Consider the following 14,964-nt stretch of genomic DNA (forward strand, 5'->3'; position numbering starts at 1 on the left):
CGAAGCTGGTAGGCTTCCATTTGATGCGAACGCTTCACATTATCGGCACGCTCAACCCGGCCTCTGGCGGTCCGGCAGCAGCTGTATCCATGCATATCGAGTTTTCCCGGCCCGGTCACGTGAGCGAGGCGGTCACGCTCGATGACCCTGCATCGCCGTTTCTAAAGAACTTCGCCTACCCGGTAACAGCATTGGGACCCACTCCGACGAAGTTCGGCTACAACCGCCGTCTCGTTCCCTGGTTGCGCGAAAACGCAGCCCGGTTCGACAACGTCATCGTCCACGGGCTCTGGCAATACTGCGGATTTGCGACATGGAGAGCGTACTCGGGAAAGGTTCCGTACTTCGTCTTCGTACACGGCATGCTGGATCCGTACTTCAAGCGAGCGTTCCCCTTCAAACATTTCAAGAAGTGGGCTTACTGGATCGCAGCGGAATACTGGGTTCTTCGCGGTGCCGTGAACGTTCTTTTCACCTGCGCCGAAGAAGAACGGCTGGCTCGTAAGAGCTTCTGGCTGAACCGCTGGTCTTCGGTCATCGTCCCTTACGGTTCGAGAACTCCGGACGTCGATCTAGCGCAGTCCGCCGCAGACTTCCACGGACGATTTCCCGATCTTCAAGGCCGGCGGTATCTCCTGTTTCTCGGTCGCATCGATCGAAAGAAGGGTTGCGACCTGCTGATCGACGCCTTCATCACCACTGCCGCAAATGATCCCCAACTCGATCTCGTCATGGCCGGTCCGGACGAGACCCGCTGGAGGCCTCAACTAGAAGAAAAACTTAGGAGAGCCGGACTCAGTCACCGCGTTCACTGGACCGGAATGCTCAGTGGCACTCAGAAATGGGGCGCGTTTGCTACTTGCGAAGCCTTTATTCTGCCTTCTCACCAGGAGAACTTCGGCATCGCCGTCGCGGAAGCCCTGTCTTGCGGCAGACCGGTTCTGCTCTCGGATAAGGTGAATATTGCACCGGAGATTCTGGCCGACCATGCGGGCTTCATGGAGGCCGATACTCTTCAGGGGACAACCAATCTGTTCCTGCGCTGGATGAAGCTCTCGCAAGCGGAGCGCGAGAGGATGGGAGCCAACGCGCTGGCCTGCTTTCACTCGCGTTTCGATATGAAGGTAAATGTCTCCGTCTTCAACGATCTGCTGGAGACTGCGGCCCATTTACAATCGAACGAGCATCTGGCCTCCGCATCCGGTTAGTAGTCTTCACTCGGGACGCTTGTTCGAATCATGCCCAGACAACCTCTTTACAACGCGGCTGAGCATCCTTCGCTGCACACATCAAGCGACCCCTACCTCCGGCCAGCGTTCTCTCTTTCCAGCCGGATCGGGCGGGCAAGCTGGAACATCGTATGGCTTCTGTTTTACAGGCCTTCGCCCCGTCCCTTGCACGCATGGCGCTCGGCGCTACTAAGGCTGTACGGCGCAAAGATGGGGCCGAACTGCCACTTTTATCCCGCCTCAAAGGTCTGGGCGCCCTGGAACCTTGTATGTGGCGAGCAGGTGACCGCAGCCGATGGTGCCGAGATCTACAACCCGGCACCCGTAACCTTTGGGGGGCATGCGATCCTCTCGCAGGACGCGTTCGTCTGTGGTGCCACGCATGACTACGACGACCCTGCGTTCCCCCTAATCGCCTTCGCCATGTCGATCGGCTCGTACGCCTGGGTCTGCGCCCGGGCTTCGGTAGCTCCCGGCGTAAATCTCGGCGACGGGGCTGTCCTGGGACTGGGTTCCGTGGCCACGCGAGACCTCAAGTCGTGGACCGTCTACGCCGGCGTCCCCGCAGTTGAGATTAAATCACGCCAGCAGCCCGAACTCAGGTAGTTGAGAGGTGATCGAGGCCAAGGAATGCAACCTCCGGCTGGCAAGGAGTCCGAAAACCTTCCCTTGCCAGCCTGCCAGCTCAACTCGCTTAGCTTCTCAGCTTGGCTAGAAGGTCCGTCGGATGTACGGGCTTCGCGAGAATCTCGAATTCGTGTCCCTCGGCCCGTGCCTTTTCCAGAAGATCGGCCGTGGCGGCCTGACCTGAAAACAATAGAATCTTGCACTTGGGAAGTTTTTCCCGCGTGATGATGGCGGTTTCGATCCCGGTCAATCCTGTCATGATGACATCGCTGATCAGCATATCCGGTTCAAAAGTATCGAGTGCCTCGATCGCCTTTTCTCCGCTGTAGACCGCCTTTGCTTCGAATCCAGCCTGGTTGAGAATGATGGCAAGTGTATTTGCAATCACCTGTTCATCGTCGGCAACAAGTACCTTGGACTTCGGTGCGCTGGTGGGATGTGTCTCTGGCATGTCTCTGTTTTCCTTGGGGTTATCGCTCTTTGTGTGACGTAACTTTTCTATCTGGGACTACAACGCGTACGAGTCCTCAGTCCACTTCATCATGCTCTGCTCCGTCTAATGATACGCTGACCGCTGAGTAGCTTGTCTATCGAACACCGATTTCCGCCCGACGACTCGCTCTAAAACCAAATCCAATGAGTCTTATGCCCGAAGCGATTATCCGCGCCGAACGTGTCGAAAAATATTACGCCCAGCCAAGCGAGAACCGCATCCAGGTCATCTCCCCGACCGATCTTGCGGTGGTCCCGGGCGAGATCGTCGCCCTGCTCGGTCCCTCCGGCTCAGGCAAATCGACCCTCCTGCGCATGCTCACCGGTTTGTCCACCCCGTCCGCCGGGCAGGTGTACTGGCACGACCGCCCCATCGGCAGCGCCGACGTCAATGTCTCCATCGTCTTCCAGAGCTTCGCCCTCTTTCCCTGGCTCACCGTCTTCGAGAACGTCGAAGCTCCTCTCAAGGCCCGCGGCATGGAGCCCGCCGAGCGCCGCCGCCGAGCGATGAACATTCTCAACACCGTGGGTCTTGAGGGCTTCCAGGCTGCCTACCCGAAGGAACTCTCCGGCGGCATGCGACAGCGCGTTGGCTTCGCGCGAGCGCTTGTCGTCGAGCCCGAAGTCCTCTTCATGGACGAACCCTTCTCCGCCCTCGACGTACTCACTGCTGAGAATCTGCGCTCCGAACTCCTGGAACTCTGGCAGAAGAAGACCATCCCCACCCAGGCGATCTTCATCGTCACCCACAACATCGAAGAGGCAGTCCTACTCGCGGACCGCATCATCGTCCTCGGGCGCAATCCGGGCCACATCCGCACCGACTTCAAGGTCACCCTCGCCCACCCTCGCGACCGCAAGGCCAGCGCCTTCACCCAGTTGGTTGACTACATCTACAAGGTACTCACCCAGCCCGACGCCAAGCCGCCCGCCCTGCCCCAAACGGGCGACGGCAAGCCAGTCCGCGACCAACGCCAGATGCACTACCAGATGCTTCCCCACGCCCGCCCCGGGGGCATCGCCGGCCTGCTCGAGATCCTCATCGACCACGCCGGAAAGGACGACATCTACAAGCTCGCCGACGACCTCGCCTTCGAGATAGACGACCTCCTACCGATCGTCGACGCAGCCCAGCTTCTCGGCTTCCTCAAGGTCAACGAGGGTGATGCTGCCATCACCCCCACCGGCACCGAGTACGCTAACTCCGAGATCCTTCGCCAGAAGGAACTCTTCCGCATCGCCGCCGTCGAAAATGTTCTTCTGCTGCGCCAGATCGTCCGCGCCGTCGAGGCTAAGAGCGACCGCAGCGTTCCCGAGGAGTTCTTTCACGACATGCTCGACGAGCAGTTCAGTGAGGAGGAGACCCTCCGCCAACTCGAAACCGCCATCAACTGGGGCCGCTACGCCGAACTCTTCGACTATGACGCCTCCCGCCGCCGGTTCATTCAGCCCGAAAAGCTGCACGAAGATGCCGAGACCGAGGCGGAAGCGGAGATCGACGCCTGAGCGGCGGCCATACAGCAGACTCCCGAAATGGCATTGCGGTCGCAGGTGATCCGTAACCCATTGGCCGCAAGGGACATACGCGTCCGTCCAGGCAGGTTGTCAGAGCTTCTCGCAAACCGGCGCGACAAATCGCTTGCACTCACCATCCCGGCATGTCACGATCCTCTCGTTCGCTGCACAGTGGTGCAGCCCGTCACGGAGGAACACAATGGCCGCTCCCCCTACCGCTGCACCGACAGCACCGACACTCTCGATCGACGTACTTCACGACCTTGATTCCGCCAGCTCCTTGTTGTCCCAGTTGACCTCGGACAGAGACGCCGTCTTCAACCTGGGCGGTGACGTCGTGAAGTTTGCGACAGGCTCGGTGAAGGACGCAGCCGTCGCCAAGGCTGCGACCGCAATCGCCATCAATGCTCCGGCAAGCTGGACTCTCCCCAACGGAATCGTCTTTTCTCTCTCGGGCCGTGCGAAGTGTGCCATGTGCATCAGCACTGTCAGCGAAACCTTCGCCGTCGCCACGACCCTCGATGCCACCACCCCCAGCAAGATCCTCGCAGGCCCGAAGGCCGGCATGGCCTATATCAATATCGATCTGGACTTCGATATCAAGGCGTCCGCGAAGGCTTCCGGAAGTGTCGGCGGCGTCGGCATCGCAGGAGCCGTCTCCGGAGGCAGGTGCGCAACCCTCTCCTTCTGCCAGCCCGTCGACGACTCCCTGAATGCCATGGATGCCATTAAGCTCGCATTCTCCCAGATCGTCTTCCCGCTCGATCCCACCCGGATCACGGAGATGCAGACAGGCTCACTCTGCCGCGTTCTCTTCGACGGAACGTTTAGCGCGGAGCTCGACGTGACTTACGGCATCGGAAGCCATACCTTTGCGGCTCCGGGAGTAGCCAGCGCTCTCGCCAGCGCACAGAAGGCCGTCTCCATCACTCCGCCCTCGCCGGGCATGGATGCAGGGGTGACAGGTTCGGTCTGCTACTCCCATACCGATCACTTTGGTCTCGTCGTCGACAAGTCCACCGATAGTGTCGCAACCGTCTATCTCATCCGCGCCCTCGAAAACGACATAGGCGTTACGGCTGGTATCGACGTCGGCATCACTGCTTCCGACGCCTCCATCTCCATCCGGCAAGATGACGTTCAGAAAATCGTGAAAGAGGTAACGCATAGCGACAAGCTCGCGGCCGAGGCAGGAAGCGCGGCTGGAAGTGCGGGCAACAGCCTCGCCAGCAGTCTCAACGCGAAACTTGCTTCCTGGGCCGAAGATCCCTCAAGCCAGGTCGGCCTCAGCGCCAGCCTTTGTCGCCAGCAGAACCACACGACCCTCTTCGTCTTCGACGCCGACCTGAGCAATGCAGCCCTTACCAGCGCAGGCTGGCCGGCGTTGATCTCCGGGGATATCTTCAAAGCACTCAACCAGGGCGGCCTGACGCTCCAACCCGGTTCCGGGGTGTCCGAAAGCCTCAAGCGCTCCTGCACCATCAGCTTTCACTTCTTCAATCTCTTCAACTTCAGCGACGTCAACGACTTCTTTTCAAACGCGAACGTTGAACTGGGCCCCGACGGTACCATTCGAATCCACGCGGCCGTCGGCGACGAGACCAAGGCCGGGACAAAGACATCCTTTGACTCATTCCGCGTCTACTTCGTCGTCGGAGCCATCCGGGACGCGGCTGGCAATGTCTCTCACACCGATGTCGATCTCCGCCTCGAACTCTGCGAAGCCAGCAGGCAGCGCAGTGGAGCATCCTTCTCCGACACTCTTGCCATCGCGCCGGCTCTGCCAGCCACAGCGGCGATGCAAAAAGCCATAGCCAGCTACCTTGGAGGACATCCCGGCGGCAAGCTGACGCTCACCTATCAGATCAAATCGCCGGTTTACGAGAAACTTACTTTCACCCCGTTCAACGGGGGCAATCCAGGGCCGCTTCCCCAGTCCGCCGATCAAAATAATTGGAATGCCTTCCGGTCCGCCACGACCGAACTCATCCCGGATCTTTCCATTTTGTCCGCGTACACCTATGACAACTGGGTCGCCTTCAACCGCGCAGCCATTGACGAGATCGGATCGACAATCGATCCCAACCGCCGCCAGACTGGAGTCATCGCGCAGGGACTGAAGGCGCTGCCCGACGACAACAACCGCATCTCTGCGGGCTATTTCATGCAGGCAAGCCAGGGATTCATGAACCTGGTGGAAGACCTCACTAACCTTGCAAGCGCTGCGGAAGCGGTTACCGACCTCACACGCTACAACGAATTGCTCGCATTCGTTGCACAGGTGATTACCAGCGATGTCTTCATTCCGTACGGCGTCCCGACCGCAGGTGCTCTCCTGAAGCTGTGCGGCGCGAGCACCACGCAGGTAGCCGGTGATGTTCAGCGATCCACCGACAATAGCTCCATGAACTGCACCCTCACACTGTCCTAAGCCCAAGCAATCGCAATTGAGGCAGGAATGTGCCCCACTTCCGTTGGGAACTATCGCCACGTTGCGGACACCGAAACACGGCTCACATACAATCGTGGGATGATCCAGCTCCCGAACCCATTCCAGCCCCGCGAGACCCTCGCCCGCGCTCAGGTGCTGGAGCGCGGCACGCCCTTTTTCATCGACCTCGGCGTCGCTGCCATCGGCCTTGCTTGCTTTTATGCCATCCTCCGCATTGCCATGTTCTGGGCCGGTCGCCCTGAACCCGAGATGGTCGTCTCGCTTAGCCCGCGCTCACTCCCGCTCTACGCCTTCTACTCCGTCGTCCGTATCGGCCTCGCCTATCTGCTCAGCCTGCTCTTCGCCATCACCTACGGCTACATCGCCGCCTACAACCAGCGCGCGGAAAAGGTTATGATCGCGGTCCTCGACATCCTCCAGTCGATCCCCGTTCTCAGCTTTCTCCCGCCGGTCATGCTCGCCATGATCGCCCTCTTCCCTACCCGCCAGCTTGGTGTCGAGATGGGCGCAATCGTCCTCATCTTCACCGGCTCGGTCTGGAACATGGCCTTCAGCTTTTACTCCTCGCTGAAGAGCTTGCCCCGCGAGCTAAAAGAAGCGACGGCAATCTACGGCTTCTCCGGCGTCCAGCGCCTCTTCCAGCTCGAGCTCCCCTACGCCGCCATCGGCCTCATCTGGAACTCCATCATGTCCGTCGCGGGGGCCTGGTTCTTTCTCATGGCCTGCGAGATGTTCCATCTCGGTTCGCGCGACTTCAGGCTTCCCGGTCTCGGCTCCTATCTCCAGACCGCTGCCGACAAGGGCGACGGTGCCGCTATCGCCTGGGGCCTCTTCACCATGGTCGCCATCATCGTCGCCACCGATCAGCTTCTCTGGCGTCCTTTGATCTCGTGGTCCAACAAGTTCAAGTTCGAGCAGGTGGAGAGCAACAAGCGGGTCAACTCCCCGATCCTGCATCTCTTCACCCACTCGGACGCGCTCGCTTCCATCCGCCGCCACACCCTCGACCCATTCACCGAAAGCCTCTACGGCAAGCTCGCGTCGCGCCGGATGGAGCGCCTCCACAAGCTCGCCACCTACGATCCCGATGCCAGGCCCAGCCGCTCCTTTGCCGACCGCATCCGCGCCTACGGCGTTCCTGCGCTCCTCGGCATTATCGCTGCCGTCGCAGTAGCCTTCGCGGCACTGCAGGCTGTCGCTCTTCTCCGTCCCCTTCCCGGTCGGGAGTACCTCCACATCCTGCTCGGCGCAATCATCACGTTCCTTCGCGTGAATCTCGCTCTGCTGCTCGCCTCTGCCTGGACCATCCCCGTCGGCGTAGCCATCGGCTCGAACCCGCGCCTCGCCCGCATCGCGCAGCCATTGGCGCAGATCGCAGCATCAGTCCCCGCCACGGCGCTCTTCCCTATTCTTCTTCTCGCTCTCGTCCAGATCGGTGGAGGCATGGGCATCGGCTCTATCGCGCTCATGCTCCTCGGCACTCAGTGGTACATCCTCTTCAACGTCATTGCCGGAGCTATCGCCATCCCCAACGATCTGAAGGAGGTCGCCACCCTCTTCCACTTCGGCACCGTTCAGCGCTGGAAGACCGTCATCCTGCCCGGAATCTTCCCCTTCCTGGTGACCGGCCTCGTCACCGCGTCGGGTGGAGCGTGGAACGCCAGCATCATCGCCGAGTACTTCCCCATCAAGGGCAAGATCCTTCAGACCCTTGGCCTGGGCGCGATCATCAGCGAAGCGACCAGCACCGGTCGCTTCCCTGTTCTTCTGCTCTCTACCATCGTCATGGCGATGATGGTCGTGACGACCAACCGCCTTGTTTGGCGGCCGATGTTTCGTCTGGCGGAAACCCGCTACAAGCTCAGCTAGAACTTCGCCGACGAGAAATTTCTTTGAAGTATCTACGCTCAGAACGAGTGGCGCAGCCTGGAGGAAGTTCGCCAGGGAAATTCTTGAAGTACCCGGTTTTGCTTAGGGCACGGCTTCAGACGTGCCTTTCGTGCCTCATTTGCAGAGCGGCTTCAGCCGCTGAGGTACGGCTTTCTTTCTGCTTCGACCTTTTCAACGAGTCCTAAAGCCGAACCACAACGTGCCCAGGGCAGAGGTTCTTCGCCTCTTGAATAAGCCGCTCAATCAGTTCATCTCCAGAGCGAGCTAAAAACCAGACCCCGCCGAGCAGGCGTTCCTGTAGATGCCCGTCAGGATAAAGGTTCAGAGTCATCGCATCGGCATGTTTGCGAAGACTCGCCTCTTTCTGCAACTCAAAAGTCGCAGCCATTCGCCGCAGCCGGTTCATCTGGTACCGCATCTTCGAGGCCGATACAGTTGCTGAGCGTCCCAGGCTTTCGTCCATCTCCGATAGATACTCCGTCAACGCCTTAAGCTCCACTTCCAGGGCATTTCCTACAGCCGCGATCTTGCGCTTCCCGGCAATCGGCATGGCACGTGCTCCAAGACGCTGTGCGAGAGCCTCAGCGGTCGTCATCGCATCGGGCAGCGAGACCTCATGCCGCGCCATGACTTCGCCGATTGCCGGCTCGATCAAAGTGGCGCTAAGTCTTGGCAGTACAGGGGTGATCCGCCCGAGGAGCTTCTCGTAAAGGACGGCGCTCTGGGCGAAGTACGCGATCTCGGCGGGCCCGCCGATGTAAGCCGCGGTCGGCAGAATCACATCCTGAAACACTGGCCGAAGCAGAGCGTTCGGGCTGATTCGTTCTGGGGCCGCATCCAGGATCGCCAGCAACTCATACTTGGAGTAGCTGCGGCCACCAGCCTTCCAGACATCGCTGCCCAGCCGCCTCAACGCAAGCCGCTCCCCGGTAAGCTCATCCACTAGAAACAACAACGAAGCTCCCGGCTTCACCAGCACCTGGGCGTGGTAGCCGTCGCGCTCCAGCTCTGTCGAGCGAGCCAACAGCGCCGTTTCCAACTCCTCAGCGCGTTCAATAGCCTCCCGGAGTACGGGCGACCCAAGCGCATGGAAGTCTCGACCAGCCGCGTCCATCACGATCAGGCCATGGGCCGAAAAGAGATAAGTCAGTAGTCTCGCGAAGGCTCCGCCCAGCGTACTCTCCGGCCTATAGAACTCCCTGAGCTTTTCGGTGATGGGCGCCCATGCCAGCAACTCACTTGCCTGATCCAAAGCTTCCGTAATCCCCTGTCCCGGGATGACGCTGCCCACCGGAACGGGTACAGCCGTCTTCAGATTTGCCTTGATCAACTCGACCGAAGTCTTTGTCAGCAGCGAAAGCTGGTCTACCTCGGCGAGGTCGTGGTCTTCAGTCGCCAGCCAGAAGACGGGCACATGATCGACGCCCGTCAACCGTGAAGCCTCAGCTGCCCGGGCAATCGCCGTAGCGGCCTTCAGCAGGGTCAGCAACGGGCCGCCGAAGAGTCCAACCTGCTGGCCCGTGACCACCGCCCTCGCTCCGTTGCGAAGCTTCTCTACATTTGCCAGCGCCTGCGGAGCTGCCCGGAATTCGATGCTCTGCTTGCGTAACGCATCGGCCAGTTCATCGCTCTTCGCGGGAACCACAGAGTTCGCTCGCATCCAGCTGTCGTTGGTTGGGTTAGTCCCGTACCAGGAGGCAACGACAGGGTTCTCTTGCATGGCAACGTAGTCGCGGTAGAGCCGCGTAACGTGTGGGAGAACGCTGATGGGATAACACTCTGTGCTCATATCGCTTGGGCCAATGCAGGTTTGGATGCCCGGTTGCCGGTCTCCGATGCAGATTCTCCTGCTGCTGGATGATACCGTAAGGTCATGGCTGCCAAGGTAAAGACCGCGCTCCAAGCGACCCCGTCGAAGAAACCCTCCTCAAAATCGGCTCTCGCGAAGTCCCGCCTGATCTCTTCGAAGCTCGCGTACAAGGGCCGCGTCATCAATGTCTACAGGGACACCGTAGAGGAACCGAACGGCCTGATCTTCAAACGTGATGTGATCCGCCACAACGGCTCCGTAGTTGTGCTGGCGATCGACGAGTCCATTGACCCCAAAGACCCCATCATCATCCTTGAGCGTCAGTATCGCCACGCCGTCGGCGAGTTCCTGCTGGAGTTGCCCGCGGGCCGTATCGAACCAAACGAGCCACCGCTTACTGCCGCAAAGCGGGAGATGATCGAAGAGACCGGATACCGCGCCAAGAGTTGGAAGCTGCTGACAAGGTACTTTGCAAGCCCGGGGTTTCTAGGCGAGTCGATGCACATCTATCTCGCGCGCGGCATTCGTGCGGGCGAGGCCCAGCCCGAACCCGACGAGCAGATCGAAATCCTGCAGATTCCCCTGTCAGAAGCCATGAAGCTCATCGCTTCGGGGAAGATTCACGATGGCAAGACCCTGATCGGCTTGCTGCTCTTGCAGGGTCAGCTTCGTGCGTCCAGCTAGAGTCACGCGCAGCGGCTGTGACTCGCTGAGAGAGAATGAGTTAGTTCCCGCGTCTGCCTCGAATCCAAGCTCAATCACCTGCGGGGAAACCCTCGGGCGCAACCCTGCGTCTTAATGATCAATACCGCGCTAAAACCGCACGGCAGATAAGGGCCTCCCCAGAAACAGGCCTGGAACTCATGAATTCCTCCAGGAGCGCAACTTGGCACAGTACAAAGGAACGGTAAAGTGGTTCAACAACGCAAAAGGTTACGGATTCCTCGGTCGTGACGATGGCGCGGATGTCTTCGTTCACTACAGCTCAATTCAGCTCGAGGGCTACAAGAGTCTGAAGGAGGGCGATTTAGTGGAATTCGACATCATCCAGGGTTCCAAGGGGCCCCAAGCGGATCAGGTAGCGCGAATCAAAGAGGCCTAAGGGAATCTAGCACTCCGGATAGGATCACTTACAATCAAAGGGGCAACCGTGACGAGCGGTTGCCCTTTTGTCTCCTATGGATAACATAACCATTGCCAGGCTTCTCGATGAGACGGCCGCGCTTCTCGAGATCGACTCGGCAGACCCATTCCGCATTCGCTCTTATCGCCGGGCTGCCGAAGCGGTAGAGCAGCAGACGGTCCAACTGGCAACGTTGGCAACGCCCGAAGCAGACCCTAAAGCGTTACTTGCGATCGCTGGCATCGGCAAGGGCATGGCTGCAAATATCCGCGACCTCGTCGCGACGGGTTCCATGCCGCTGCGCGAGGAGCTGCTGGCGAAGTACAAGCCAACCATGCTGGAGCTGCTACGCCTTCCCGGAATGGGACCGAAGACAGTGGCGCTCATCTGGTCGGCGCTCGCGGTGGGCGATATCGATGCCCTCGAAGAGGCAGCTAAGGCTGGTCATCTGAACACGCTTCCCCGCATGGGCGAGAAGTTCACCACGAAGCTCCTCAAAGGAATAGAAGACTACCGCAAGAACTCGAGCCGGTTCCGCATCGACGAGGCGGAAGAGTTCGCTGCCCGGATCTCCGACCTGATTCGCGCATTTCCCGGCATAGACCAGATCACTCCGGCAGGCTCTCTGCGCCGCGGCAGAGAGACGGTAGGCGATCTCGATCTCCTCGTCACCGGCCCGGCCTGCGAGCCCGGCGTGGTCAGCGCCGCCGTCGATCACGTCGCCAGCCTGCCGCTCATCGACAAGCTTCTCGCAAAAGGCCAGAACAAGGTCTCCTTCACACTTCGCAATAATTTACAGGTGGACGTCCGACTGCTCCCGCGCGCCAGCTATGGAGCGGCCCTCCAGTACTTCACCGGCTCGAAGATGCACAACGTCGCTCTGCGTCAGCGCGCCATCAAGCGCGGCCTCACGCTGAGCGAATACGCCCTACTACGGCTTGAAGACAACGTGATCGTCGCTGCAGCCAGTGAAGAGGAGATCTACCGCGCGCTCGACCTCGATTACATCGCACCAGAGCTCCGCGAGAACTCCGGCGAACTCGAAGCAGCGGCCAATCACACACTCCCGCAGCTAATCACGCTCTCTGACATCCGCGGCGATCTGCACATGCACACCAACGCGACGGACGGTCGCGACACCATCAAGCAGATGGCGGAAGCCGCGATCGCGCGAGGTCTAAGCTACATCGCCATCACCGACCACTCGAAGAATCTTGCGATGACCAATGGTCTTGACGACGCTCGAGCGCTTGAGCACGTCAAGCGCATCCGCGAAGTGGACGCCGAGATGGAAGGCCGCATCCGCGTGCTCCCCGGCATCGAGGTCGATATCCTCGCCGACGGCACCCTCGACCTCGACGACTCTACGCTCGCCCAGATGGATATTGTCGTCGCCAGCATCCACAGCCGCTTCGATCAGCCGATCGAAGAGACTACGGCGCGAGTTCTTCGAGCGCTCGAGAATCCGCATACGCGCATCCTTGGACATCCGACCGGCCGCAAGGTCCTCAAGCGCGATGCCTATGCTCTCAACATCGACACGGTACTCAAGCGGGCCGCCGAGCTTGGAGTCGCTGTCGAGCACAATGCCGCACCCGCCCGCTCCGATCTCAACGATCTCCATCTCCGCCTTGCAAAACAGCACGGCTGCAAGATCGTCGTCGACACCGACGCGCACGCCACCGAAGAGCTCGACCAGATGCGCTTCGGTATCACGCAGCTTCGGAGAGCATGGCTGTCGCCTGGTGACGTGCTCAACACGCTCCCGTTTGACGCGTTTACGGCAGCTCTGCGACAGAAGCCCTGATGCACAGAGTTGTTGACGGCAGTCAGGCTGTCAGAAAGAATTTCAGCATGCTACCACTCCTGTTCGCCATGATTGTTTTTCTTTTCATGCTGGTAGGAGCAGTGACGTTTTTAGTCTTCGTCGCTTTACCTCCGTTTCGGCGCTTTGCTCTCAGCGCCGCGTTGTGGTGTGCAACATGGGGACCATGCACGATAGCGCTCATGACGCTTGCGGGCCTTGCGCTTGTAGCGGACGCCTTCATCAGTACCAATGGAGGTGCTCAGTCACTTCATTCGCCAACGTTACTCACAACCTTCGGTTGGGCATACCTGGGCGCGGGAGTGCTGTTGACAGTCGCCGTCGCTACTGTGGTCGCATGGCTGCATCAGTTCATCGTCCACCGCTTCACGTTTATGTTATTTCGCGTGTATGCGACTTTGATCGTGGCGGGGATTGGTAGCGTCTTCGGTTGGTCTCTGAGTTGGTGGATGATATCGCGGGGATTTGCTCATGTTTGGGTCTGGTCGGTTCTAGGCATGGCGATCCTTGTCGGAGGCTTTGGCGCTGCCGCCTACAGCGGAGCGCGGAGTCTTCGTGGAGAAGCACCGAGCAGCGTATGGGTTTCGCAGGAAGAGTTCACCGGCTAGTGGATAGATAGAGTTTGAGGATTTGTTTGTCCGGGATACTACCGCCAACTCACCGCAAGATGCCACCGCAATCCGCGCTCCTCCGCCTTGCGCAGTACGATCACATACTCTTCCAGTTCAGCCAGTACGAGAGCGCCTTCAGCGCCAATCTGCAACGGATCTTCTCGTAGCGCATGAATCAGCGCAGAGACCGTCTCCAGTCCGGCGGCTGGCGCGTACCACTGCGGCGGAGGCAACTGCGTAAGCAGCTCAGGATTTCCTGCTCCCTCTTCGATCAGAAGCGCCATGGAGTTCTCATCGGCTGAAAAGAACTCGAGCAACGGCTTAACTCCCAGCCGCAGCGCGAGCCGTTCCACCGCGTCCTCGTGCTGCGCCAGCGATGTGCCGTTCACAAAGATGTCGTAACCGGGGTCTTCACCTTCCACGACGATGTAAAGAGAAGCAGCCATTCTCCGCATCTTATCGCGAAGCGCCTGTAGAAAAGTCAGCGTAGATGCAGGCTGGAGGCATCGTCGTCGCCCGCTGAAGCTTCGTTCCGGATCAGCATGACTCCGCTCACCGTCAAAAGGATCATGCCGACGCCTGCCTCGAACTCAATCCCTCCGCCCATCGCGGCGTAACCCTCGGCGGCGGTGATGAGCGGCACCAGAAGGAACCGGGCGGAGAGTCTGCCCGGATCGACCTCGCGGATGAGCCAGACGGTCAACCACATCACCGGAAGATCGAAGAGCAGACAACGGACGCTCTCGAATGTTACGGAGTGCAGTGTCAGCGAAGGCCAGCCCGTAACTAAACCGTAGACGCCTAGAGGAGCCGCGCAGCCAAACGCCGTGAGTGCCACGGCCGTCGCGATTGCAACGCTCCGGATCAGCTTGTGCATCACAATGCCACTGACGGCCACAAGCAGGCAACATGCGGCTATGACGCTGAAGAAGAGCCATCCCCGCACAGAGCCGGGGAGCTGACCTCGAAATACGAGAAATGCGCCGCCCATGCCGAAGACGCTCGTTAGCAGAGAGCGCGGCGCGACCCCGCGCACGCCCGTCCAGTCGAAGGCGCTCAGCAGGAGCACCGTCAGCAAAGGTATCGAGCAGAATAGCAGCACGCTGGTAAACTCCGACACCGCGCCCGCGGAGACACCCAGCGCCAACGCGGGAGCCGCGAAGATGCCCATCCCAGTCAGCGCGATCGCACCGGCCACGGGGACCTTCGGCAGACTCGTGCGCCGCGCAAGACAGTAGCCCATCGCGACCAGCCCGATCACCGCGAAGTGGATACACCCCGCAGCCGGAAATTCGATCTCGCGCGGATAGATCTGCAGCAGGATCCATCCGCTCCCGGAGAGCACGCAGAGCAAGGCCAGCCCAAGGATGTGCGATTGCTTCATGACGTT

Annotated in this window: 13 protein-coding genes; 9 read left to right on the top strand and 4 right to left on the bottom strand. The window is 59.8% G+C overall.

Annotation, left to right across the window (positions count from 1 at the left end; all coding sequences use genetic code 11):
- Positions 1 to 23 precede the first annotated feature (23 nt).
- Together OHL18_RS09875 and OHL18_RS09880 are read left to right on the top strand one after the other, a co-directional pair.
- Positions 24 to 1,208: a glycosyltransferase gene (locus OHL18_RS09875; RefSeq protein ID WP_263374694.1), complete on the top strand. Its 1,185-nt coding sequence runs from the start codon at positions 24 to 26 to the stop codon at positions 1,206 to 1,208.
- 30 nt (positions 1,209 to 1,238) lie between these two features.
- Positions 1,239 to 1,835, top strand: a complete 597-nt coding sequence (locus OHL18_RS09880) for an LbetaH domain-containing protein (RefSeq protein WP_263374695.1) — start codon at positions 1,239 to 1,241, stop codon at positions 1,833 to 1,835.
- A gap of 88 nt (positions 1,836 to 1,923) precedes the next feature.
- On the opposite strand, the gene OHL18_RS09885 is transcribed toward OHL18_RS09880, so the two are convergent.
- A complete protein-coding gene (locus OHL18_RS09885) occupies positions 1,924 to 2,307 on the bottom strand; it encodes a response regulator (protein WP_263374696.1) in 384 nt (127 codons plus the stop codon).
- 194 nt (positions 2,308 to 2,501) lie between these two features.
- Here OHL18_RS09885 and OHL18_RS09890 point away from each other — a divergent pair, with 194 nt between their 5' ends.
- From OHL18_RS09890 to OHL18_RS09900, 3 genes are all read left to right on the top strand, one after another.
- A complete protein-coding gene (locus tag OHL18_RS09890) occupies positions 2,502 to 3,854 on the top strand; it encodes an ABC transporter ATP-binding protein (RefSeq protein ID WP_263374697.1) in 1,353 nt (450 codons plus the stop codon).
- A 208-nt stretch (positions 3,855 to 4,062) separates the two neighbouring features.
- Positions 4,063 to 6,294: a hypothetical protein gene (locus OHL18_RS09895; protein ID WP_263374698.1), complete on the top strand. Its 2,232-nt coding sequence runs from the start codon at positions 4,063 to 4,065 to the stop codon at positions 6,292 to 6,294.
- 99 nt (positions 6,295 to 6,393) lie between these two features.
- Positions 6,394 to 8,184 carry an ABC transporter permease gene (locus OHL18_RS09900; protein ID WP_263374699.1) on the top strand — a complete coding sequence of 597 codons (1,791 nt, stop codon included), beginning with the start codon at positions 6,394 to 6,396 and terminating at the stop codon, positions 8,182 to 8,184.
- Between the two features lie 202 nt (positions 8,185 to 8,386).
- Here the strand turns inward: OHL18_RS09900 and bshC are convergent, their stop codons facing one another.
- Positions 8,387 to 9,994, bottom strand: coding sequence for a bacillithiol biosynthesis cysteine-adding enzyme BshC (gene bshC, locus OHL18_RS09905; RefSeq protein WP_263374700.1), 1,608 nt, complete (start codon positions 9,992 to 9,994; stop codon positions 8,387 to 8,389).
- Positions 9,995 to 10,078: 84 nt separating this feature from the next.
- Here bshC and OHL18_RS09910 point away from each other — a divergent pair, with 84 nt between their 5' ends.
- The 4 genes from OHL18_RS09910 (at position 10,079) to OHL18_RS09925 (ending at position 13,571) form a co-directional block, all read left to right on the top strand.
- Entirely contained in the window at positions 10,079 to 10,699 is a 621-nt protein-coding gene (locus tag OHL18_RS09910; RefSeq protein ID WP_263374701.1) for an NUDIX hydrolase, read from the top strand.
- Between the two features lie 202 nt (positions 10,700 to 10,901).
- A complete protein-coding gene (locus OHL18_RS09915) occupies positions 10,902 to 11,117 on the top strand; it encodes a cold shock domain-containing protein (protein WP_263374702.1) in 216 nt (71 codons plus the stop codon).
- Positions 11,118 to 11,193: 76 nt separating this feature from the next.
- Entirely contained in the window at positions 11,194 to 12,945 is a 1,752-nt protein-coding gene (polX, locus tag OHL18_RS09920; RefSeq protein WP_263374703.1) for a DNA polymerase/3'-5' exonuclease PolX, read from the top strand.
- 200 nt (positions 12,946 to 13,145) lie between these two features.
- Positions 13,146 to 13,571, top strand: a complete 426-nt coding sequence (locus tag OHL18_RS09925; protein ID WP_263374704.1) for a hypothetical protein — start codon at positions 13,146 to 13,148, stop codon at positions 13,569 to 13,571.
- Between the two features lie 38 nt (positions 13,572 to 13,609).
- Here OHL18_RS09925 and OHL18_RS09930 read toward each other — a convergent pair whose 3' ends face one another.
- Both OHL18_RS09930 and OHL18_RS09935 read right to left on the bottom strand, forming a co-directional pair.
- Complete coding sequence (locus OHL18_RS09930) at positions 13,610 to 14,020, bottom strand: hypothetical protein (protein ID WP_263374705.1); 411 nt, start codon at positions 14,018 to 14,020, stop codon at positions 13,610 to 13,612.
- A 35-nt stretch (positions 14,021 to 14,055) separates the two neighbouring features.
- A complete protein-coding gene (locus tag OHL18_RS09935; protein ID WP_263374706.1) occupies positions 14,056 to 14,958 on the bottom strand; it encodes a DMT family transporter in 903 nt (300 codons plus the stop codon).
- Between the last annotated feature and the right edge of the window lie 6 nt (positions 14,959 to 14,964).

This window comes from Granulicella aggregans, from assembly GCF_025685565.1.
Lineage (GTDB): Bacteria > Acidobacteriota > Terriglobia > Terriglobales > Acidobacteriaceae > Edaphobacter > Edaphobacter aggregans_B.